Source organism: Streptomyces ferrugineus (assembly GCF_015160855.1).
Taxonomy (GTDB): domain Bacteria; phylum Actinomycetota; class Actinomycetes; order Streptomycetales; family Streptomycetaceae; genus Streptomyces; species Streptomyces ferrugineus.
In genome coordinates this window covers 4,495,986-4,517,715 of sequence record NZ_CP063373.1, presented here as the reverse complement: position 1 = coordinate 4,517,715, position 21,730 = coordinate 4,495,986, and the positions used below count along the sequence as shown (strand labels likewise).

17 protein-coding genes are annotated in these 21,730 nt (G+C 71.4%); 7 read left to right on the top strand and 10 right to left on the bottom strand.

All coding sequences use genetic code 11. From position 1 onward, the window contains the following. The first annotated feature begins 38 nt into the window (after positions 1-38). The 3 genes from sigJ to IM697_RS20605 all read left to right on the top strand — a co-directional run bounded on the left by sigJ (position 39) and on the right by IM697_RS20605 (position 3,376). On the top strand, positions 39-968 hold the full coding sequence (sigJ, locus tag IM697_RS20615; protein WP_194049175.1) for an RNA polymerase sigma factor SigJ: 930 nt from the start codon (positions 39-41) through the stop codon (positions 966-968). Then, a complete protein-coding gene (gene qcrB, locus IM697_RS20610) occupies positions 965-2,431 on the top strand; it encodes a cytochrome bc1 complex cytochrome b subunit (RefSeq protein ID WP_194049174.1) in 1,467 nt (488 codons plus the stop codon). The genes sigJ and qcrB overlap by 4 nt, the downstream gene beginning before the upstream one ends. Before the next feature lie 156 nt (positions 2,432-2,587). After that, a complete protein-coding gene (locus IM697_RS20605) occupies positions 2,588-3,376 on the top strand; it encodes an acyl carrier protein (RefSeq protein ID WP_194049173.1) in 789 nt (262 codons plus the stop codon). A gap of 12 nt (positions 3,377-3,388) precedes the next feature. On the opposite strand, the gene IM697_RS20600 is transcribed toward IM697_RS20605, so the two are convergent. Both IM697_RS20600 and IM697_RS20595 read right to left on the bottom strand, forming a co-directional pair. Beyond that, positions 3,389-5,632, bottom strand: a complete 2,244-nt coding sequence (locus IM697_RS20600; RefSeq protein ID WP_194049172.1) for a glycoside hydrolase family 9 protein — start codon at positions 5,630-5,632, stop codon at positions 3,389-3,391. A gap of 148 nt (positions 5,633-5,780) precedes the next feature. Next, positions 5,781-8,888: a glycoside hydrolase family 2 TIM barrel-domain containing protein gene (locus IM697_RS20595; protein ID WP_194049171.1), complete on the bottom strand. Its 3,108-nt coding sequence runs from the start codon at positions 8,886-8,888 to the stop codon at positions 5,781-5,783. Between the two features lie 143 nt (positions 8,889-9,031). On the opposite strand from IM697_RS20595, the gene IM697_RS20590 reads away from it, so the two are divergent. Then, positions 9,032-11,419, top strand: a complete 2,388-nt coding sequence (locus IM697_RS20590; protein ID WP_194049170.1) for a SpoIIE family protein phosphatase — start codon at positions 9,032-9,034, stop codon at positions 11,417-11,419. Positions 11,420-11,447: 28 nt separating this feature from the next. Continuing rightward, complete coding sequence (locus IM697_RS20585; RefSeq protein ID WP_194049169.1) at positions 11,448-12,119, top strand: DUF4232 domain-containing protein; 672 nt, start codon at positions 11,448-11,450, stop codon at positions 12,117-12,119. Between the two features lie 9 nt (positions 12,120-12,128). On the opposite strand, the gene IM697_RS20580 is transcribed toward IM697_RS20585, so the two are convergent. Both IM697_RS20580 and IM697_RS20575 read right to left on the bottom strand, forming a co-directional pair. Further along, on the bottom strand, positions 12,129-14,207 hold the full coding sequence (locus tag IM697_RS20580) for a ricin-type beta-trefoil lectin domain protein (RefSeq protein WP_228044793.1): 2,079 nt from the start codon (positions 14,205-14,207) through the stop codon (positions 12,129-12,131). A gap of 344 nt (positions 14,208-14,551) precedes the next feature. Further along, positions 14,552-15,472 (bottom strand): helix-turn-helix domain-containing protein, encoded by a 921-nt coding sequence (locus tag IM697_RS20575; RefSeq protein ID WP_194049167.1) that lies wholly within the window; start codon positions 15,470-15,472, stop codon positions 14,552-14,554. 62 nt (positions 15,473-15,534) lie between these two features. Here IM697_RS20575 and IM697_RS20570 point away from each other — a divergent pair, with 62 nt between their 5' ends. Further along, complete coding sequence (locus IM697_RS20570) at positions 15,535-16,356, top strand: phytanoyl-CoA dioxygenase family protein (RefSeq protein WP_194049166.1); 822 nt, start codon at positions 15,535-15,537, stop codon at positions 16,354-16,356. Positions 16,357-16,373: 17 nt separating this feature from the next. Here the strand turns inward: IM697_RS20570 and IM697_RS20565 are convergent, their stop codons facing one another. The 4 genes from IM697_RS20565 to IM697_RS20550 all read right to left on the bottom strand — a co-directional run bounded on the left by IM697_RS20565 (position 16,374) and on the right by IM697_RS20550 (position 19,531). Next, entirely contained in the window at positions 16,374-17,342 is a 969-nt protein-coding gene (locus IM697_RS20565) for an aldo/keto reductase (protein WP_194049165.1), read from the bottom strand. Positions 17,343-17,411: 69 nt separating this feature from the next. Then, positions 17,412-17,960, bottom strand: a complete 549-nt coding sequence (locus tag IM697_RS20560) for a flavoprotein (RefSeq protein WP_194049164.1) — start codon at positions 17,958-17,960, stop codon at positions 17,412-17,414. A 36-nt stretch (positions 17,961-17,996) separates the two neighbouring features. After that, a complete protein-coding gene (locus IM697_RS20555; RefSeq protein ID WP_194049558.1) occupies positions 17,997-18,962 on the bottom strand; it encodes an IS481 family transposase in 966 nt (321 codons plus the stop codon). A gap of 107 nt (positions 18,963-19,069) precedes the next feature. Beyond that, positions 19,070-19,531: a nuclear transport factor 2 family protein gene (locus IM697_RS20550; RefSeq protein ID WP_194049163.1), complete on the bottom strand. Its 462-nt coding sequence runs from the start codon at positions 19,529-19,531 to the stop codon at positions 19,070-19,072. A gap of 117 nt (positions 19,532-19,648) precedes the next feature. Between IM697_RS20550 and IM697_RS20545 the strand changes: the two genes are divergently transcribed. After that, positions 19,649-20,200: a TetR/AcrR family transcriptional regulator gene (locus IM697_RS20545; RefSeq protein ID WP_194049162.1), complete on the top strand. Its 552-nt coding sequence runs from the start codon at positions 19,649-19,651 to the stop codon at positions 20,198-20,200. A 69-nt stretch (positions 20,201-20,269) separates the two neighbouring features. Here the strand turns inward: IM697_RS20545 and IM697_RS20540 are convergent, their stop codons facing one another. Both IM697_RS20540 and IM697_RS20535 read right to left on the bottom strand, forming a co-directional pair. Then, positions 20,270-20,470: a ferredoxin gene (locus tag IM697_RS20540; protein ID WP_194049787.1), complete on the bottom strand. Its 201-nt coding sequence runs from the start codon at positions 20,468-20,470 to the stop codon at positions 20,270-20,272. A gap of 51 nt (positions 20,471-20,521) precedes the next feature. Continuing rightward, entirely contained in the window at positions 20,522-21,730 is a 1,209-nt protein-coding gene (locus IM697_RS20535; RefSeq protein WP_194049161.1) for a cytochrome P450, read from the bottom strand.

Genomic DNA, 21,730 nt, shown 5'->3' with positions numbered 1-21,730 from the left:
GGCCTCGCAGTAGTGAGCGCGCACCAGGAGGGCCCCGCATGTCCGACATCCCCGTACCCGTCACCGACGACGCGACCGCCGTCTTCGTCGAGCACCGTGAGCTGATGTTCGGCGTCGTCTACAACATGCTCGGCAGCGTCGCCGACACCGAGGACGTCCTGCAGGAGACCTGGCTGTCGTGGACGGCGCGCGGAGGGGGCGCGCCGCTCGACGGGGTCGCGAACCCGCGGGCGTATCTGGTGCGGATCGCCGTCAATCACGCGCTGACGCGGCGGGCCGCGATCAGCCGCCGTCAGGAGACGTACGTCGGCCCGTGGCTGCCGGAGCCGCTGGTCGCGCAGGGCGAGGACGACGGCGTCGAGGAACCGGCGCTGCGCACCGAGTCCGTGTCGCTGGCGATGCTGGTCGTGCTGGAGTCGCTGACGCCGCTGGAGCGTGCGGTGTTCGTGCTGCACGAGGTGTTCGGCTACGCGCACACGGAGATCGCGGAGATCATCGAGCGCAGCCCGGCGGCCGTACGGCAGCTCGCGCATCGTGCGCGCGGGCATGTGCACGCCCGGCGGCCGCTGTACGAGGCTCATCCGCGGGTGCGCCGGGAGGCCACCGAACGGTTCGTGCGGGCCGCCGTGGGCGGGGACATCGCCGAGCTGATGGAGATCCTCGCGCCGGACGTGACGGTGTGGGCGGACGGCGGCGGCAAGCGCAAGGGGGCGGGACTGCGTCCGGTGCACGGCCGGGACAAGGCGGCCCGGCTGTTCGGCTCGCTCGCGCGCCGGGGCGGCGCAGGCGGCCACCTGGAACTGCGCTACCGGCGGGTCAACGGCGACGACGCGGCGGTGCTGTTCCAGGGCGAGGAGCCGTACGCCGTCCTGGTCCTGGACCTGACACCGGACGGCGAGCAGGTGTCCGGCGTCTACGTCGTGGCCAATCCGGAGAAGCTCACGCATGTGCAGCGGGGGGAGGCATGAGCGCCCGGGAGCTGCCGGGGCGGGGTGAGCGGGTGGCGGACTGGTTCGACGGCCGGCTCGGCACCCACTCCCTGGGCCGGAAGTATCTGCGCAAGGTCTTCCCGGACCACTGGTCCTTCCTGCTCGGCGAGATCTGTCTGTACAGCTTCGTCGTGCTGATCCTGACGGGCGTGTACCTGACCTTCTTCTTCCACCCCTCGATGAACGAGGTGACGTATCACGGCAGTTACCTCCCGCTGAACGGCGTGCGCATGTCCGAGGCGTACGCCTCCACGCTGGACATCAGCTTCGACGTGCGAGGCGGGCTGCTGATGCGGCAGGTGCACCACTGGGCGGCGCTGGTCTTCGTCGCCGGGATGCTCACGCACATGATGCGGCACTTCTTCACCGGCTCGTTCCGCAAGCCGCGGGAGGTCAACTGGCTGTTCGGCTGGACGCTGCTGTTCCTCGGCATGTTCGAGGGGCTGTTCGGCTACTCGCTGCCGGACGACCTGCTGTCGGGGACGGGCCTGCGGTTCGTGAACGGGGCGCTGCTGTCGGTCCCGATCGTAGGGACGTATCTGTCGATGTTCCTGTTCGGCGGCGAGTTCCCCGGGGACGACATCGTGGCCCGCTTCTACTCGCTGCACATCCTGGTGGTCCCCGGCATCATGGCGGCGCTGGTCGTGGCGCACGTGCTGCTGGTCTTCTACCACAAGCACACCCAGTTCGCGGGCCCCGGGCGCAGCGAGCGCAATGTGATCGGCGCCCCGTTCATGCCGGTGTACATGGCGAAGGCGGGCGGATTCTTCTTCCTGGTCTTCGGAGCGCTCGCCCTGATGGCGGCCGTGGCGACGATCAACCCGGTCTGGTCCTACGGCCCCTTCCGCGCCGACCAGGTCTCCACCGGCGCCCAGCCCGACTGGTACCTGGGTTTCGCCGAGGGCCTGGTGCGGATCATGCCGGGCTGGGAGATCACCCTGTGGGGGCACACACTGGTGCTCGGGGTGCTGATCCCGGTCGTGGTCTTCCCGCTGCTGCTGGTGCTCATCGGTGTGTATCCCTTCGTGGAGGCCCGGGTGACGCGCGACAGGCGTGAGCACCACCTCCTGGACCGGCCCCGCAACCGCCCGGTCCGCACGGGGCTCGGCGCGGCCTGGATCAGCCTCTATCTGATCCTGCTGGCCGGCGGCGGCAACGACATCGTGGCGACCCGTCTCCATCTGTCGATCAACACCGTGACCTGGGCGATCCGGATCGCGGCGCTCGTCGTCCCGGTGGCCGTGTTCGTCGTCACCCGCCGCATCTGCCTGGGTCTGCAACTACGGGACCGGCAGCGGGTGCTGCACGGCCGGGAGACCGGTGTGATCAAGCGTCTCCCGCACGGCGAGTACATCGAGGTGCACGAGCCGCTCAGCCAGGCGCAGCTCCACACCCTCACCGCTCATGAACGGCCCGGCGAGCTGGTCGAACACGAACGGTAGGAGAACAGGAAGGCGACCAGCAGTCGAACGGCATGTACGGGGGCCGTAACGTCCCACGGCCCCTACAACCCGCGGTGGCGGCCCGCTGTCACACCCCATACCGACACCCCTGGTGCTTCGGGCACGACAACGGTCCACCTCACCAACGGAGTTCACATGTCCCCGCGCTCAACGGCAGCCCGATCGACCGCAGTCGCCGTTCTCCTGATGGCCGCCTCGGCGGTGGTCTTACCGCCCGCCCACGCGGCGGACGGCGACGAGTACGTGGTGACGCTCGACAGCAGCACCGCCACGACCGACTACACGCACCGCACCGTCGACCTGACCGGCACCCTGACCCGCACCGACGGCACGCCCGTCGCCGGCGCTCCGGTGCGGCTGGAGGAGTCGGTGCTGTTCGACACCTGGAACCCGTGGGGCGACCCCATCGACCCGACCGAGTGGGAGACCCGTGGCCTGGGCACTGTCCACACGGACGCCGAGGGGCACTTCACCCTGGAGGACGTCCCCGCGGACCGGGTGGAGAGCACGCCCAGCCCGTATCTGTTCCCGCGGCACGAAGTGATGTTCCGGGCGGTCTACGACACCGATCCCACCGACTTCCACATGGCGTTCGCGGACACGACCGTCAAGGTGCGGCCGGTCACCAGCGCCCTCGCGTACCGGGTGAACAAGACCACGGTGCGCGAGGGCGACACCCTCGTGGTGAAGGGCAGGATCTCCTGGCCCGCCGGGCACGGCCCGATCGCCGGCACCCGGGTGTTCCTGCGGACGTACTACGAGAGCTCCTACAACGCCCGGACCACCACGGACGCCCGCGGCAACTTCACCGTCCGCGCCAGGATCCGGGACTACGACAACGAGTTCGTGATCTTCTCCGCGCCCAAGGACTACTACGTGGCGGGCGCGAGCAAGGACCTCCCGGTCAAGAACGTCACTCCTTGACCGGGACCGTCCTCATCCCTGGTCGGCCACGAACGAGGCCATCCGGGTCAGAGCGGAGTTCCAGTTGATCGTGTGCTCGTTCGTCGACCAGGACTGGATGTCGTCGATGTAGCAGAACTGGCCGACGCAGCCCTGGAGTTTGCTCTGTGCGTAGGGGTCCTGGATGCTCGAGTTCGGCCCGCCCGCGAGCGTGCCGACGGGCGGGTTCGGCTGGCTCGGATCGAGCTGGTGGGCGTACCAACGGGCGTGCTGGTTGTGGGCGTTGACCTCGCCGTAGCCGGTGACGTACGAGATGTTCAGCGCGTTGCGCCCGAAGAGGTAGTCCATGCTCTGCACCGCGCCGTCGCGGTACTTCGAGGCGCCGGTGATGTCGTACGCGGTGGCGATGACGACGGCGTTGTGCAGGATCTGGTGGTTGGAGCCCCAGTCGTAGAGGTTGCCTTCGGGGGCGTAGGGCATGCCGTACGGCTGTGCCTTCAGGGTGGCCAGGTAGCGGTCGGCGCCCTTGATCACCGAGTGGCGGACCTTGTCCCGGCCGGGCAGCTTGCTCGGCACGGTCGCGAGGTCCAGCCGGGCCGCCGCGGCGGTCCTGGCCCAGTCGTAGCCGATGGCGCCGAAGATGTCGGCGGTGTGGAGGGGCGAGTTCAGGACGCGGTCCGCGAACTGCTTCTCCCCCGTGGTCAGATACAGCTCGGCCGCGGCCCAGTAGAACTCGTCGGTGACGTCGCTGTCGGCGTAGGCGCCGCCGCCGACGCCGTCGCTCTCGGAGGCGTACCGGTCGGGGTGCGCGAGCGCCGCCGACCACGCCGTGCGGGCGGCGGCCAGCGTCTTCGCCGCGAACCGCTTGTCGTACGGCTTGTACAGGCGCGCGGCCTGCGCTGCCGTCGCCGCCAGGTTCAGGGTGGCCGCGGTGGACGGCGGATGCAGCTCACGCTTCTGCGGATCGTCGTGCGGCATCAGCGGCAGACCCGTCCACTGCTCGTCATGGATCTTGTGGTGCGCCATGCCGGCCAGCGGCTGCCCCGCGGGCACCTGCATCTTCAGCAGGAACTCCAGCTCCCAGCGGACCTCGTCCAGGATGTCCGGCACCTTGTTGCCGCTCTCCGGGATGGCGAGCGTGCCGTCGCGCAGCTTCTCCGACTCCCCGGTGCGGGCCAGCAGTTCACGCTCGTACGTGCTCAGCAGCTCCCACACGGAGATGCCGCCGTTGACGACGTACTTGCCGTGGTCGCCCGCGTCGTACCAGCCGCCGGTGACGTCGAGCGTGTAGTCGCACACCCCCGGCTGACAGGGCACCGCGCCGTCGCCCTGGTTGGGTGCGACGTCGACGTGTCCGGCGGGGCGGGCGTAGCCCGGGCGCAGATCGTCGCGGATCGCGATGCCGCTGCGCTGCGTGTAGTAGTACTTCGCGGCGTCCAGGCGCAGCCGCTCATAGGCGGCCGTCCCGATGTCGAAGGGCCGGCTTTCCTCCCCGTCGGCGACCAGCGTGAAGCCCTGGCCCTGTTTGCGGAAGGCGCCGAAGTCGATGGAGTGGACGTTCTGCGCGGAGGAGACGTCGGTGCCGCGCGGTACGGTCCAGCCGTGGGCGACCACGGCACCACCGGCGTTCTTCAGTTTCCAGGGGAGCCGAGCGGTGGCATCGGTGACGAGCGTGGCGTTCTTCGGCCCGCGGGGCAGATAGGCGACCTGGTTCACCCGCACCCGGGGCCCGGTGTCGGGCTCGTACACCTCGGGCGGGACACCGCCGAGGAGCGAGGCGTCGTCCATGCAGAAGCGCCAGGCGTCGGCGCTGCCGCCGAGCTGGAAGGCGACCTGGCCCTGCGGGGTGTCGACCGGTGAGGTGAAGGTGTACGAGTACGAGTTCCCGGAGACGCTCAGCTCCGGCGTCACCTCGAAGTAGGTGTCGTACGGCGCCGCCGACAGGCCGACGAGGGCCCGCACGACGTGCCCCTCGGGCGAGCCGTTCGCGGTGAAGGAGAGGCGATACGACTCCCCCTTCACCAGCGTGATGTCGTTCTGGCCGACGGCGGCGTCCCAGCGGTTGGCGGTGCCGCCGGGGACGTCGGCGCAGAGCTGTCCGTCGGACAGGCCGGCGGTGACGTTGCTGGTCGACCACCAGGGCTCGGTGGTGCTGTCGAAGGTGCCGTTCTTGAGTTGCTCCACCTCTTCGGCGCCGGCCGGCGCGGCCGGGAGTGCGATGAGCCCCGCCGCCAGCAGGGCCGTCAGGGACAACAGGGCGGTTCTGCGTCGTTTCACGTCTGGGCTCCTCGGGTGAGGTGCGGGTGACGCTCGCGGTGGGAGCGCTCCCAGATGCGGACGCAGCCATGCTTGTTGCCGACATGACAGTCCGTCAACGGTCCGGACGTGACTGGCGGGACCCTTCCCGTCCGGACCGCTCGACGGCTCAGCTCGTCGGCACCTCCAGCCTGCTGATCCGCACCGCCCCCCGGGCCTCCCCCGGATGGGCGCTGACCAGCGTGAGCCGCACCCGGGTGCCGCGTACCGCCTCGAAGGTGACGGCGGTCGGCGCGTCCGAGGTGTCGGCCCAGTCGACGTCGGCCCCCTCGACCGGAACATACCGGCGGCCGTCCCACACCTCGGCCACGACGGACGCGGGCAGGGTGTGCGTGGCGTCCACGGTGAAGGAGACCTCCACCCGGTCGAAGGTCCGTGCCCGTCCGAAGTCGACGGACACCCAGTCCTCGGCCCGGGCCCCGTCGAAGGCGGGCAGCAGCGCGGTCGCCGCCTTGGAGAAGCCGTTGGACCAGCCGGTGGCCGGGTCGCCGTCGAGCATGGCGGCGGGGAGGGTGTCCCCCCGGCCGGAGTAACTGGCGTCCGCGAAGGGGTGGTCCGGGGGCGCCGGGTGGTCGGGCTCGAAGACCGCGGCCGGGGTCAGCGCCACCGACCGGGCGGGGGCCTGCTTCACGGCCACGCCGCCCGCCCGCAGCCCCTCCGCCCGTGCGGTCACCCTCAGGGTGCCCGGCTTCGTCCCGGACCGTACGATCGCGAGCGCCTTGCCGTGGAAGGCGGTGCGCGTGCTCGCCTGGTAGCGCTCGGCGCTCTCCTGCCGCCCGTTGTCGAGCCCGGCGAGCGAACCGCCCGCCACCTCGAAGGTGATCAGGTGCTCGGCGTCGGGCACGACCACGCCCCGGGCGTCGACGACCTCGGCCGTCACGAAGACCAGCGAACGGCCGTCCGCGGCCAGGGCCTTGCGGTCGGCGGTCAGCCGCACGGCCTTCGCCGCACCGGCCGTACGCAGCACGTCGGTGGCGATGGCCTTGCCGCCCCTGCGGGCCACGGCCTTCAACTCCCCCGCCCGGTACGGCACCTTCCAGGTGAGGTGGAGTTTGCCCGCGCTGCCGTTGGGGCTGGTGTAGCTGCCCGGGTAGGGGCCGTCGGTGAAGGTCTTGTCGTCGCCGGTCGCCTCGGTGGTCTCCAGGTAGGTCCGGCCGTCGACGGTCTTCTTGGTGTCGAACGTCCGCGTGCCGAGGGACTTGCCGTTGAGGAACAGCTCGACGGTGTCGACGTTGGAGTACGCCCACACCTCGACCGTGTCGCCTTCCCGGTGGTTCCAGGTCATCGGCAGCAGGTGAACCATCGGCTCGTCGACCCACTGGCTCCGGAACAGGTGGTACATGTCCTTCGGGAAGCCGGCCGTGTCGACGGCCCCGAAGAAGGACGCCTTCACCGGGAAGACGTCGTACGGCGTCGGCTCGCCGATGTAGTCGATGCCGGACCACAGGAACTGCCCGGCGAACCACTTCCGGTCCCGGTCCTTCTTGTGCCCGTACTCGCCGCTCATGGTCCACGAGGCGAGGTTGTTGTCGTACGACGAGGTCGCCCGCCGGCCCGGGGTGTGGTTCTCGCCGGTGTTGTGGCGCTCGGGCTCCTGGTACGTGCCCCGGGTGGAGGTCTCGGAGGACGACTCGGACTCGAAGAGGAACAGGTTCGGATAGCGGGCGTGCAGGGCGTCCACCGACTTGGCGGTGTTGTAGTTGAGGCCCAGGCCGTCCAGCTTGGCCAGGATCAGATCGCCGGGCGAGCCCGGGGCGGGCACGCTGCGGTGCCGGTGGGAGCCGATGACGACCGGGCGGGTGTCGTCGCAGGCCTTGAGGGCGGCGATGAGCCGGTCGGCCATGGCGAGACCGGAGGTGGAGGTGAACTCGGGGACCTCGTTGCCGATCGACCACAGGAGGACGGCCGGTGAGTTGCGGGCCGCCAGCACCATCTCGGTGACGTCCTGGTCGGCCCACTCGTCGAAGAACCGCCCGTAGTCGTAGCGCGTCTTGGGCGAGCGCCAGCAGTCGAACGCCTCCACCAGCATCACGATGCCCAACTCCTCGCAGATCTGGATCATCTCCGGCGAGGGCGGGTTGTGGGAGGTGCGGAAGGCGTTGACGCCCATCGACTTCATGATGGTCATCTGCCGCCGGATCGCGTCGATGCTGACGGCGGCGCCCAGGGCACCGAGGTCGTGGTGCAGGTCGACGCCCTTGATCTTGCTGTGGGCGCCGTTGAGGTGGAAGCCCTCGTCCGGGTCGAAGCGGAACGTGCGGAAGCCGAAGGTCGTGCGGTAGGTGTCGGTGGTCCTGCCGCCGACGCGGAGCTCGGTCTTCAGGGTGTAGCGGTGGTGCGGGGTCGCGAAGTCCCACAGCTTCGGGTCGGGGACGGTGAGTTCATGGGTCTCGGTCGCCCTGTCGGTGACGGCGGCCGTGGAGGAGGCACGGGCGACGGTACGGCCCCGGGGGTCGACGATCCGTGAGACGACCTCGACGTCCGTGCCGCCGCCGGAGGCGTTCACCACCGAGGTCCGCACCCGGACCAGGCCCCGCTCGTCGGTGATCTCCGGAGTCGTGACGTACGTGCCCCAGCGCTCCACGTGCACCGGCTCGGTGACGACGAGTCGGGCCTCGCGGTAGATGCCGCTGCCCGAGTACCAGCGGCTGCTGGGCAGCCGGTTCTGCACCTTGACCGCGAGGACGTTCTCGGTGCTGCCGTCGGTGTGCAGCAGGTCGGTGAGGTCGACGGCGAATCCGGTGTAGCCGTAGGGGTGACGGCCGGCCTGAGTGCCGTTGCAGTAGACGTACGAGTCCATGTAGACGCCGTCGAACTCCACCGATATCCGCTTGCCGGCGAGCGCGGGCGGCAGGGTGAAGGCGAGGCGGTACCAGCCGAGGCCGCCCGGGAAGAAGCCGGTGCCGCTGGTGGTGCCGTGCTCGGTGGTCGGGGCGGACTCGATGCTCCAGTCGTGCGGCACCGCGACCTCGCGCCAGTCCGAGTCGTCGTGCCCGGGCTCGGCGGCGTCGGCGTGGGCACCGGTCGGGTCGGTGATCCCGCCCGGGTTCACCAGGGCGAAACGCCAGCCGTCGCGCAGCGGGAGCGTACGGCGACCGGACGTCGTCCCGATGGCCTCGACGGTCTGAGCGGCGTGTGCCGTCGAGGTGCTCAGCAGGGCTCCGGCGGCCGGCGCGGCCGTACCGGCGACCAGTAACGATCTTCGAGTGACTGTCATGACGGCTCTCCCTCATCAGGGCCCAGAAGTACTCACAACTGATCGCGAACAAACAGATTCTGACTGGGGGGCGCGCGGGACAGTCAAGAGTGCGGCCGGAGGGATCGGGGCTGGATGGGGCTGTGACGCATTAGCCTGGAGCAATGAGCCCGGAGTACCCGTTCGACGACGCCGCGACAGCTCGGGCGGTCATCGACGACGACGGTGTGCTCGTCGAGTGGAACGCCGGCGCGGAGCGGCTGCTGGGGCATCGGGCCGCCGAGGTCGTGGGGCGGCCCGCCGTGGAGCTGCTGGTCGGCGAGGCGGGCCGCGGGTCCCGCACCCCGGACGGCGACCGTTGGGACGGCATCCTCACCCTGCGCCACCGCGACGGCGGCAGCGTGTCCGTGTGGCTGCTCGCCCACCGGGTGCGGCCGCGGGACGACGGCCACCACCAGTGGCTCGTGGTCACCCCGATCGAGGGGGACGGCCCCCGGCCGCCCGACGACCCGCTGGACGACGTCGGGCTCCTCGCGTCCCCGTGTGCCATCGCGATCTACGACGAGCGGCTCCGGCTGCGCAGGATCAACCCCGTCATGGCGGAGATCCTCAGCCTCTCCGAGGAGCATGTGCGCGGGCTGCGGGTGCCAGAGCTGACCGGCAGACCGCAGAGCCGGGACATCGAGCGGCAGCTCCTTCGCGTGCTCACCACGGGCCGGGGCACGGATGTACGGACGTACGTCCCGGTCGGCGACGACCGGGCGAACACCTGGCTGGCGCGGCTGGCCCCGATCACCGACGCCAAGGGCCGGGTGCGCGGAGTGGCGGTCGCCGCGCACGACTTCACCGAGCAGTACCTGGCCCAGAAGCGGCTCCAGCTGGTCAACGAGGCCAGCGTCCGCATCGGCACCACCCTCGACGTCACCCGCACGGCCCAGGAACTGGCGGACATCTGCGTCCCCGCCCTCGCCGACTTCATCAGCGTCGATCTGCTGGACCCCCCGGAGAACGGCGGCGAATCGCCCACCGGCCGGCTGACCGCGCCGATCGGCCTGCGCCGGGTCGCCCACCAGTCCGTCAATCCGGGCAGCCCCGAGGCCGTGGTCAAGCCCGGGCACCTGGATGTGTATCCCGCCCCGTCACCGCAGGCCGACGCGCTGCTCGCGGGCCACACCATCGTCGCCTCGATGTCGACCGGCGACCTTCAGGAGTGGCTCGCCTGGGACCCGGTGCGCGCCGAGCGGATCGGCGAGTACGGCATCCACACCACCATGGCCGTACCGATCCAGGCCCGCGGCACCACCCTGGGCGTCGCCGTGCTCACCCGGTTCCGGAACTCCCAGCCGTTCACGCCCGACGACGCGCTGCTGGCCGAGGAGGTCACGGCCCGCGCCGCCGTCTGCATCGACAACGCCCGCCGCTACTCGCGCGAACGCGAGACCGCCCTCGCCCTCCAGCGCAGCCTGCTGCCGAGGTCCCTGCCGCGCACCGCCGCGGTGGAGGCGGCGTCGCGCTATCTCCCGGCGGCGCGCTCGGGAGTGGGCGGCGACTGGTTCGATGTGATCCCGCTGTCCGGGATGCGGGTGGCGATGGTCGTCGGGGACGTCGTCGGCCACGGCATCCAGGCCTCGGCCACCATGGGACGGCTGCGCACCGCCGTGCGCACGCTGGCCGACATCGACCTGGCGCCCGACGAACTGCTCACCCACCTCGACGACCTGGTCGTGCGGCTGTCCGACGAGGCGGGCCACGAGGGCGGCCCCGGCGAGGTCGGCGCCACCTGTCTGTACGCGGTGTACGACCCGGTCTCCCGGCGCTGCACCCTGGCCCGGGCCGGGCACCCCTCGCCCGTCATGATCCCGCCCGGCGGCGCGCCGCGGGAGATCGAGCTGCCCGCCGGGCCGCCGCTGGGCCTGGGCGGGCTGCCGTTCGAGTCGGCCGAGTTCGAACTGCGCGAGGGCACGGTGCTCGCCCTCTTCACCGACGGTCTGATCGAGAGCCGGGAGCGCGATGTCGACGCCGGCCACGCGATCCTGCGCGACGCGCTGTCGGGCGTGTCCGACTCGCTGGACGAGGCCTGCGACCGGGTTCTGCACGCGCTGCTCCCGCAGGGCGGCGCGGCGGACGACGTGGCGCTGCTGCTGGCCCGCACCCAGGGGCTGCCCGCCTCGCGGGTCGCGACCTGGGACATCCCGGCGGACCCGGCCCTCGTCGCGCCGATCCGCAAGCAGGTCCTGGACCAGCTCGGCGTCTGGAGCCTGAGCATGGCGTCGTTCACCACGGAGCTGGTGGTGAGCGAGTTGGTGACGAACGCGATCCGCTACGGCACCCACCCCATCCGGCTCCGGCTGATCCATGACGCGGCCACGCTGATCTGCGAGGTGTCCGACACCAGCCACACGGCCCCGCATCTGCGCCGGGCGAAGATCTTCGACGAGGGCGGCCGCGGACTGCTGCTGGTCGCGCAGCTCACCCAGCGCTGGGGCAGCCGGCACACGGCGGACGGCAAGACGATCTGGGCGGAGATCGGACTGCTCGACGAGGGTGAGTAGCCGACGCCAGAACGGGGAGTCGTGATACATGGGACCTGCACGGGTTTTCCCCTCCTTACACCGGGCGACTCCCCTCGTCGGCGCCGTAGCGCTGCTGAGCCTGCTCACGGCATGCGGCAACGGCGGCGACAGCACCGGCGCCGTGTCGACACCACCCGGCACGGACAGCCGTACGACCGCGCCGCCCACGACCGGAACCGGGAGCCCCACGACCGAGCCGGGCACCACCTCCCCGGGCGCCGCCGACACCGCCAGCCCCGCGACCCAGTCCGCGGGCCCCGGGAGCCGCTGCCACACCTCCGAGTTGCGCGCGGCGATCGGCCGACCCAGCCCGGGGGCCGGGCAGCGCAACTTCCCGATCGTGCTGACCAACACCGGCGGCCACACCTGCACCCTGCACGGCTATCCCGGTGCCGCGTTCGTGGACGCGTCGGGCAAGCAGCTCGGCCCGGACCCGAAGCGCTCCCCCGACACTCCCATGACCGTCACCCTGACCCCGGGCAGCAGCGCCTGGGCCGGCCTGACCTTCGCCAGCCCCGAGATCAGCGGGGCCCGCACCGCGACGCCGGCGGCGCTGCTGGTCACGCCGCCGGACGAGCGGGATCCGCTGAAGGTGGCGTGGACGGCCGGTGAGGTGCCGGTGGCCGGCAACGAGTCGTCGGTGTTCGTGACGATCGTCCAGCCCGGCACCGGGGGCTGATCCGTCCGCTCAGCGGCGGCCGCCGTACCCGTAACCGCCATACCCGTAGCCGCCGTACCCGTAGCCGTAGCCGCCGTTGCCGCCCCCGTACCCGCCTCCGGACGAGCCGCTGTCGCCACCCCATGAGCAGGCGTACGGGTTGTACTGGCAGGCGTCGTCGGTCGGGGAGGGGCTCGCGGACGTCGGCTGCGAGGGCGTCGGGGTCGCGGTCGGGGTCGGTGTGGGCGACGGCGTCTTCGACGGCTCGGCGGTCGGAGTCGGGGCGGCCTGCGGCGTCTCGGCCACCGAGTCCCAGTTGACGACCTCCATCTGGAGCTTTGGCGTCGAGGTGTCGACGACCCAGTGCTGGTCGTCGCCTTCGTCCTCGCGGCTCTTGAGGACCAGGGCGCCGGAGCCGTCGGTGGCGGCCGGGGTCAGGGCCAGGTCCTGGTTGAAGCGCGGGACCAGGGTGCCCTGGAGGGTGAAGTCGTAGCGGATGTTCTTGGTCGCGGAGTCCTCGGCGCCGGTGCACGGGGCGAGCCGGACCGAGTAGCCGAGGTGGGAGTCGAGGCAGAGGTCGGGGTCGGCGCCGCTGCGGATCAGTCCGTCGGTCTCGTACGCCCACTGCTGGCCGGCGGCCGAGGAGCACTCGGTGAGTTCGGTCTCCGCGTCCACGACGGCCTTCCCGCCGACGATGCCGACGCACAGCCCGGACCCGATGTTGTGCAGCCGGCCGCGCAGATCGCCCTTCGCGGCCTCGGCGGCCCCCGCCCAGGACGGGTTGCCGGTGGCGGAGTCGGAGCCGGTGCCGGGCGCCTCGGAGGGACGGTCGCCGGCCGTGGGGGCGGTGCTGTCGCCCGAGTCGCCCATGGACCAGATGACCAGGGGCAGGACGACGAGGGCGCTGGCGGTCGCGACGGCGGCGGTGAGATTGCGGCGCCGGGCGGCACGGCGGGCCGCCTTCAGGGCCGCACGGCCGGAGCAGGCGCCGCCGGTGCCGGGAGTCGTGGCGGGCTCGGTGCCCGGGGCGGCCCGCCGGGCGGCCCGGCGGGCTCTTCGGGGGCCCGGCTCGGCGGGCGGGGCGGCCGTGTCGGCGGTGGCGAAGGGCTGGGCCGCGGACGGCTCCTGGACCGGGGCGAAGGCCTCCGGCGCGGGGGCCGGCGGTACGGCCGGGGGCGCGGGCGGATCCGCCGCGAGGGCGGTGTCGGCGAAGAAGGACTCCCCTGCGAAAGTCTGCGGCGGCGCCGGTGCGGGCACCGCCTGGGCCGGCTTCTCGGTCAGGCTCGCTCTGGACACCAGATAGTCTCCGGCGCCCCAGCCGAGCACCGCCTCGGCGAGGGCGAGGCCGAGTCCCTCGTTGAAGAAGGTGAGCTGGCAGGCGCTGTCGCTGCAGTGCTCGCAGCGGTCCAGGTGCTCGCGCAGATCGGGGTCGACGTCGACTCCGCCGCGCCGGTACGTCACGTCCAGCATCCGAAGGTACTGGCGGCACTCCTGCTCCGGGGCCAGTTCGCGGTGGACCTGGAGGCTCTCCTCGCGCAGCCGGTCGCGGGCCCGGCCCAGTTCGACACGCGCGCACTCCTCGTCGAGGCCGAGGAGAGCGGCCGGCACGGACAGCGGTTCGGCCTCGACCTCGGTGTGCCACAGCAGGCAGCGGGCCGACTGGGGCACGCGCTGGAAGGCCCCGGACAGCAGCCGGCGCTCGGCGGGCGGCAGCAGCCGGGCGGCGGCGCGCTCCGCGCCTTCCGACTCGGAGCGCAGCTCGGGGTGGAGCAGTTCCCGTCTGCGGTCGGTGTCCCACTCCGCGGCGATACGGCGCACGGTGACGAGCAGTCGGGGGCGCCAGGCGGCCGTCGGGCCGGTCTGCCGCAGGGTCTCGCCGAAGAGCCGGGTGAACGCCGCGGTGGTGAGCATGCCCGCCGACCTGGCGTCGGCCGTGCACAGCCGCGCGTAGGCGAAGCCCGCTTCCCAGTGCCGGTCGAGAAGTTCACCGACCGGGTGCAGCGCCGGCGACACCCCCGTCCACTTCTTCAGTTCGGCGCTCAGCTGAGCGTCCGTGACTTCAGAGATGCGGGCGTCGGTCGGGGAATTCGACAGGCCTGCGTCATGCACGGCGGCGTTCCTCCGGAGGGCATTCGGCATTAAAGGTCCATACCAACGGGTATGCTCCGGGCGCGGCTCTTGTGAAGCGTGGGGCGTAGGGGAGCGAGGCACACCTTTGCACAGGTCAAGGGGCGAGAACAAGTCATTCCCGTTTTTGCGCATTACACATGCGGCGATCGGTAATTGACGAATGGTCAATAAGGACCCGCCGACCATTGCGAGATTTCGCCAAAGCAATTGGAAACGGTATTCACTGGCCGGGGTTCGACCCCCAGGGAAACCATTGAACGGCCACTCTTGGGCTTTTCCGCCTGGTCATGCGCGCGCACACGCCTCCACCGGGCCTTCACAACTCACACGCCAACCATTGGGCCGACCGACCGGTACGTGCCGGGCGGCGTCCCGTACCGCTCCCGGAACACCCGGTTGAAGTGATAGGGGCTGGCGAACCCGGAGGCGGCCGCCACGCGTTCCACGGACAGGCCGGTGGTCTCCAGCAGCCGCGCGGCGTGCCGCAGACGGGCCTCGCGCAGCGCGCGCATCGGTGACTGGCCGAGTTGACCGGTGAAGAGGTGGGCGAAACGGGAGGGCGAGAGCGCTACGTGCGCGGCGAGCGAGCGGACGGTGTGCGCGGCGGCCGGGTCGGCGTCGATCAGCGCCTGCGCCCTGCGCACCCGGTCGTCAACTCCGGGCCGGGGCAGTTGAGTTCGGGCGATTCCGGCGGTGAGCAGGACCACCTCCTCCAGTGCGCACAGGGCGAGTTCGCGGGCCGCGGTGCCATGGGCCACGGCGACCGGCTCCTCCCCCGGCGCCATGACGGGCGGCGCCTCCGTGCCCGTCCAGCGGGCGTCGGCGAGCATCCGGTGAAACGCCGCCTCGACGCGCCCGCGCACCGCGTCCGGCGTCGGCGTCACGACGTACATCCCCCCGCCGGCGTCGTACGGGCGCAGCCACGACCGCCAGGTCGGGCGGGCCTGGCAGTGCGCCCACCAGAACCGCCAGTGCCGTGCGCCCGGTTCGACTCCGTAGCCGTGTGCGGCTCCCGGCGCGAGCACCACCAGGTCCCCCGCCCCGGCCCGCGCCTCGGTGTGCCCGTGCCGCAGTCGGCCGCGACCGCCGGTCGTCCAGGTGAACAGCCAGCTGTCCGCGCCGCGCGGCCGGTTGATCCCGTACCCCGGCGGCTGGTCGAAGTGCCCGACCACCACCAGGCCCGGCGGTGGTGCGGGATCACCGGGCGCGGCAGTGTCGGGCAATCCGTCAGCGCTCACGGTCATCCTCCTGATGCGTGCGGCGGCCTAGCGTGGCAGGCCGACGACACCTCCTCGAGGAGTGACGCATGACAGCCACGGATATCGGCGCCACCGGCGCTCCCATCCTGCCCGAGACCGGGCTCCGCCAGTTCCAGGAGCAGGGCTTCACCGTCGTACGCGCGCTGTTCGGGCCCGTCGAGATCGACCGGCTGTGCGAGCGGTTCGCGGCGCTGCACGCGGCCGGGCCGGTGCCCGGGCACTTCGAGCCCCGGCCGGCGGACGCCGATCCGCTGCGCGCGTATCCGCGGGTGATGCACCCGCACGAGATCGACGAGCTGTCGCTGCGGGTGCTGCTGGATCCGCGGCTGCGCGGCGTGCTGGAGGTGCTGCTCGGGGAGGAGGTGCTGGCCGCGCAGAGCATGTTCTACTTCAAGCCGCCGGGCGCCCGGGGGCAGGCGCTGCACCAGGACAACTTCTATCTGCGGGTCGAGCCGGGCACCTGTGTGGCGGCGTGGATCGCCTGCGATGTGATCGACCGGGACAACGGGGGTCTCGAAGTCGTGCCCGGTACGCACGCCATGGACCTGTTCTGCCCGGAACCGGCGGACGCCGAGATGTCCTTCGCGCGGGAGTACGTCCCGCCGCCGCCCGGCCTGGAGGCGGTACCCGTCGACATGCGGCCGGGGGACGTGCTGTTCTTCAACGGCAGCCTGGTGCACGGCTCGCAGCCCAACCGTACGGCGGACCGCTTTCGCCGGTCGTTCATCGGTCACTACGTCGGGCGTTCGGCCGAGCGCATCGGTGTCCACTACCGCACGCTGACGATGAGCGGCGACCGCGTCGCCCTGCCGGAGAGCGAGGGCTCGGGCCCGTGCGGCACGGAGTTCGAGCGGCACGGACCCCACTGAGCCCCTGGCGGATCCGGTCAGTGGCCGATGACCGGGTGCGCGACGTAGGGCTGCTGGAGCTCCTCCAGTTCCTTCTCCGTGAGCTCCAGTTCCACCGCTGCCGCCGCGTCCTCGATGTGCTGCGGCTTGGCCGCGCCGATGATCGGGGCGGTCACCGTGCTCTGCCGCAGAAGCCAGGCCAGGGCGACCTGGGCGCGGGGGACGCCGCGTTCGTTCGCCACTCGGGTGACGGCCTCGACGACGACCCGGTCGCTGTCCCCGTACAGGGTGCTGCCGAAGTTGTCGCTGGCGCTGCGGTCGGTGACCGTGCCCCAGTCGCGGGTGAGGCGGCCGCGGGCGAGGGGGCTCCAGGGCAGGACGCCGACGCCCTGGTCCGCGCAGAGCGGGAGCATCTCGCGCTCCTCCTCCCGGTAGAGGAGGTTGTAGTGGTTCTGCATCGAGACGAACTTGGTCCAGCCGCCCCGCTCGGCCGTGTACTGCATCTTGGAGAACTGCCAGGCGTACATCGAACTCGCCCCGATGTAGCGCACCTTGCCCGCCTTGACCAGGTCGTGCAGGGCCTCCATCGTCTCCTCGACCGGGGTGTGCGGGTCGAAGCGGTGGATCTGGTAGAGGTCGACGTAGTCGGTGCCGAGGCGGGCGAGGCTGTGGTCGATCTCCGCCATGATGGCCTTGCGGGAGAGGCCGGCGCCGTTCGGGCCCGGCCGCATCCGCAGGTGCACCTTCGTCGCGAGCACGATCTCGTCGCGGCGGGCGAAGTCGCGCAGCGCCTTGCCGACGATCTCCTCGCTGGTGCCGTCGGAGTAGACGTTGGCGGTGTCGAAGAAGTTGATCCCGGCCTCCAGCGCCTGCCGGATCAGCGGCCGCGACGCCTCCTCGCCGAGGGTCCACTCGTGCGGACCCCGGTCGGGCAGACCGTAGGTCATGCAGCCCAGACAGATCCGCGACACGTCCAGGCCCGTCGAACCGAGCTTCACGTACTGCATCGTTGCTGCTCCTGCTTTCGGGTGGGGTACCAGGGGAGCGTACGTCGTGGTGCGTTGCCCGCCGGGCACTCAAGCGCGATCCAGCAGATCCAGCGCCCGTACCCACCCGAACTCCGGCCGCCCGCCGTCGGCGCCCGCCCCGCCGCCGTACGGCTCGCCGAAGCGCACGCCCATCCCGCGCAGCCTCACCAGGCTGTCCCGGTAAGCGGGGTGGGCGGCGAGCGCGTCGGCGACGCAGGGCAGGACGGCCATGGGGACGCCGAGGCCGTACGCCTCGCAGAGGGTGCCGAGGGCGAGGGTGTCGGCGATGCCGGCGGCCCACTTGTTGATCGTGTTGAAGGTGGCCGGGGCCACGACGACGGCGTCGGGCGGCGGGAACGGGCGGGGGTCGGCCGGGGTGCGCCACGCCGAGCGGATCGGGCGGCCGGTCAGGGCCTCGACGGCGGCGGTGTCGAAGAAGCCGTTCATGGCGACCGGGGTCGCGATGACCCCGACCTCCCAGTCCCGCTTCTGCGCGGCGGTGATCAGCTCGCTGACGTCCGCGGCGGTGCCGGCGGCACAGACGACGACGTAGAGGAAGGGTTTGCGGGCCAGTTCGGCCACAGCCTGTTCGGTCACCCGGGAACCGTACTCAAACGGCCTAGCTGTACCCGGTCATGACTTTGGTGACAGTCGGCTGATTGGTGGCTGGCCGCCGAGCGCGGTGTGTCGGCGGCCAGTGTTGTAGAACTGCAGCCAGGGTGCGAGTGCGTCGGCGCGTTCGGTGTTGCTGGCAAAGACCTGGTGGTAGGCCCATTCGGCCTGCAGGGTGCGGTTGAAGCGTTCGACCTTGCCGTTGGTCCATGGGCAGTGGGGCCGGGTGAACTTCTGCTGTGCGCCCAGGGTTTGGCAGGCGTCGCGGAAGGAGCCGGAGGTGCGGTAGTTGCGGGCGTTGTCGGTCATCACGCGCTCGATGCGGGCGATGCCGTGGCCGGCGAAGAACGCGGCCGCGCGGGTGAGGAACGCGGCGCAGGTGACGCCTTTCTCGTCGGCCAGGATTTCGGCGTAGGCCAGGCGGGAGTGGTCGTCCACGGCGGCGTGCACGTAGTCGTAGCCGATGCCGCGGCCGCGGACGTCCTCGCTGCGGCCGTGGGCGCGCCAGCCGCCGCCGTCGGGGATTTTGCCGAGCTTCTTCACGTCCACGTGGACCAGGCCGCCTGGCTGGTTGTACTCGTAGCGTGCGGCGCTTTTGCGCACCGCCCGGATGACCTGCCCGGTGAGCGGGTCGCAGGCTGCCAGGGGCGGCATGTGGTGGCGGCGCAGGATCCGGGTCACGGTCCGGGCCGGAACCCCGGTGGCCTCGCTGATCTGCTCGGGTCCCCGGCGCAGGCGTCGGCGGGCCTGAAGAACACGCTCCTCGACCTCGGCCGGCGTGCGTGTGGGGCAGGTGCGGGGGCGGCTGGAGCGATCGTGCAGCCCCGGCCAGCCCTCGACCCGATAGCGATTGACCCAGCGGTGAGCACACTGCCGGGAGACTCCCAGTTCCTTGGCGACGTGCGCGACCGGGCGCCGGTCGAAGACAACGCGACGCACCAGCAGGCATCTGCCGTGAAAGGTCAGCCGGGCATTAGCGTGGGCCACCAGGACCTCCGAGGTGAGTGAAGACGGCAATCTCCACTACGCCCGGAGGTCCCTCCATGATCAACAACCGGTAGCGGGCGTGTCACCAACCTCCCGGCCGAGTACACCTAGCGCACCGGGAAGGACAGTCCGCGCTCGTTCTGCGGACGCGGGCCGAGGATGCGGCGCTCCTTCTCCTCGATCGGCACGTCGTCGATGCTCGCCTCGCGCCGGGTCATCAGCCCGTGCTCGTCGAACTCCCACAGCTCGTTGCCGTACGACCGCCACCACTGGCCGTCGGCGTCCCGGCACTCGTACTGGAAGCGGACCGCGATGCGATGGCCGTCGAAGGCCCACAGGTCCTTGCGCAGCGCGTACTCCCGCTCGCGCGCCCACTTGGCGGTGAGAAGCGCGACGATCTCGGCGCGGCCGGTGACGAAGGTGTCGCGGTTGCGCCACACCGAGTCCTCGGAGTAGGCGAGGGCGACCTTGTGCGGGTCGCGGGTGTTCCAGGCGTCCTCGGCGGCCTGCACCTTCTGGGCGGCGCTCTCGCGGGTGAACGGGGGCAGGGGCGGGCGGCGGTCGGTCATGTCGTCCTCCGGGGCGAAGTGGCGGGCGAAGCAGTGGAGAACGTGCGTTCTCCAGCTGGCTGCTACCGTAGGAGAACGCACGTTCTCAGGTCAAGGAGAGGTCGGGAGAGGTCGCACATGGACAGCGCAACCGCCCGGGAGCGGGTGCTGGACGCCGCCGAGGAGCTGCTCTACGGGCGCGGTATCCAGTCCGTCGGCATGGACGACGTCCGGGGCGCGTCCGGGGTCTCGCTCAAGCGGCTCTATCAGCTCTTCCCCGCGAAGGAGCTGCTGGTCGAGGCGTATCTGGAGCGGCGCGACGTGCGCTGGCGCGGCGGGCTCGCCTCGTACGTGGAGCGGGAGCCGGACCCCGAGCGGCGGATCCTGGCCGTCTTCGACTGGCTTCAGGAGTGGTTCGGCGAGGAGGACTTCCGCGGCTGCGCCTGGATCAACTCGTACGGCGAGCTGGGCGCCCTCTCGGAGCGGGTGGCGGGACAGGCGCGGGCGCACAAGGCGGCGTTTCGCGACTACCTCGGCTCACTGGTGGCCGGGGCCGGGCTGCCCGACGGGCTGACCGGGGCGCTGTATCTGCTGGCCGAGGGCGCCATGGTGACGGCGGGGATCACGGGCAGTGCCCGGCCGGCGGCCGAGGCCAGGGAAGCGGCGCGGTCGCTGTTGGCGGCGCGCTGAGACGGGCGGGCCCGCACCGGAGTGCGGGCCCGTGGACGACTGGGTGCGCCGAGCGAGGCACTCGCCCCGTCAACTCTCCTCGTCCGACACGGTGATGGCGCTGACCGGACAGGCCCGGGCGGCCTCCCGCACCATCGGGTCGCCGCCGCCGTCCTCGCGGCCGGGGATCAGGGCGCTGAAGCCGTCGTCGTCCTGGGTGAAGACGGACGGGGCGGCCAGGGCGCACTGGCCGGCGCCGATACAGAGATCGTGGTCGATGTCGATATGGATATGGCCTGATTCGTTCGTTTCGCGTGTTTCGTTGTGCATGACCGGAGCCTCTTACCAGGTCACGGGGAGTTCCAGCATCCCCTGGATCGTGTCGCCGGGTTTGAAGGGGATTTCCTCCGCGGGGACGGCCAGCCGCAGGGTCGGCAGGCGGTCGAAGAGGGTGCGCAGGGCGATCTCCATCTCGGCGCGGGCCAGGTTCTGGCCGAGGCACTGGTGGATGCCGAACCCGAAGGCGACGTGGTGGCGGGCCGAGCGGTGCCAGTCCAGGGCGTCGGGGTCGGGGTAGACGGCCTCGTCGCGGTTGATCACCGAGGTGGAGAAGACCACCCCGTCACCCGCCCGGATCGTCTCGCCGCCCGCCTCGATGTCCTCGACGGCGACCCGCAGCATCCCGTCGGCGATGGACAGCATCCGCATCAGTTCCTCGACCGCGGCGGGCAGCAGTTCGGCGTCGGCGCGCAACTCGGCCAGTCGGTCGGGGTGCTGGAGGAGGGTGTAGGTGCCCAGGGAGATCATGTTGGCGGTCGTCTCGTGGCCGGCCACCAGCAGAATGGTCGCGAGGGCGATCACCTCCTCCTGGTCCAGCTCGCCGTCGCGCAGCTGCTGGTGGACGAGTTCGTCGAGGACTGCGTCGCCCGGTTCCGGCTGTTTCCGCTTCTGGTCGATCAGATCGGCGAAGTACGCTTCCAGCCGGTCGCGGGCGTCCATGGTGTCGGCGGCCGTGGGGCCGCGCAGCAGGCGTCGTGACTGGCCCTCGAAGAATTCGTGGTCGGCGTAGGGCACGCCGAGCAAGGCGCAGATGACCATCGAGGGCACGGGCAGCGCGAAGTCGTTCACCAGCTCGGCGGGCGCTCCCCGGGCGATCATCGCGTCCAGCCGGTCGTCCACGATCCGCTGGATCTGCGGGCGCAGCTCGACGGCACGCCGGAGCGTGAAGCTGGGAACCAGCATCCGCCGCTGGACGCGGTGCTCGGGATCGTCGACGCCGAGCAGCGCGCTTCTGCGGTCGCGGACGGCGGCGAACCGGGCCGTCGGCGCGGGGAAGCCGGGATGGGTGCGGTCGGAGGACAGCCGCGCGTCGGCCAGCAGGGCGCGCGCGAGGGCGTGTCCGGTGGCCAGCCAGACCGGGCGGCCGTCGTAGAGGGCGATGCGGGCCAGCGGGCGTGACGCGCGCAGGGGGTCGTAGGCCGCGGGCGGGTGGTACGGACAGGTTCGGCTCTGGGGGAAGGTGACGGTGTGCGATTCCGTCGTGTCCGTCAT

Coding starts and splice junctions, on each gene's coding strand:
- sigJ (WP_194049175.1), top strand. CDS start 39: ATGTCCGACATCCCCGTACCCGTCACCGACGACGCGACCGCCGTCTTC.
- qcrB (WP_194049174.1), top strand. CDS start 965: ATGAGCGCCCGGGAGCTGCCGGGGCGGGGTGAGCGGGTGGCGGACTGG.
- IM697_RS20605 (WP_194049173.1), top strand. CDS start 2,588: ATGTCCCCGCGCTCAACGGCAGCCCGATCGACCGCAGTCGCCGTTCTC.
- IM697_RS20595 (WP_194049171.1), bottom strand. CDS start 8,888: ATGACAGTCACTCGAAGATCGTTACTGGTCGCCGGTACGGCCGCGCCG.
- IM697_RS20590 (WP_194049170.1), top strand. CDS start 9,032: ATGAGCCCGGAGTACCCGTTCGACGACGCCGCGACAGCTCGGGCGGTC.
- IM697_RS20585 (WP_194049169.1), top strand. CDS start 11,448: ATGGGACCTGCACGGGTTTTCCCCTCCTTACACCGGGCGACTCCCCTC.
- IM697_RS20575 (WP_194049167.1), bottom strand. CDS start 15,472: ATGACCGTGAGCGCTGACGGATTGCCCGACACTGCCGCGCCCGGTGAT.
- IM697_RS20570 (WP_194049166.1), top strand. CDS start 15,535: ATGACAGCCACGGATATCGGCGCCACCGGCGCTCCCATCCTGCCCGAG.
- IM697_RS20565 (WP_194049165.1), bottom strand. CDS start 17,342: ATGCAGTACGTGAAGCTCGGTTCGACGGGCCTGGACGTGTCGCGGATC.
- IM697_RS20550 (WP_194049163.1), bottom strand. CDS start 19,531: ATGACCGACCGCCGCCCGCCCCTGCCCCCGTTCACCCGCGAGAGCGCC.
- IM697_RS20545 (WP_194049162.1), top strand. CDS start 19,649: ATGGACAGCGCAACCGCCCGGGAGCGGGTGCTGGACGCCGCCGAGGAG.
- IM697_RS20535 (WP_194049161.1), bottom strand. CDS start 21,730: ATGACGGACACGACGGAATCGCACACCGTCACCTTCCCCCAGAGCCGA.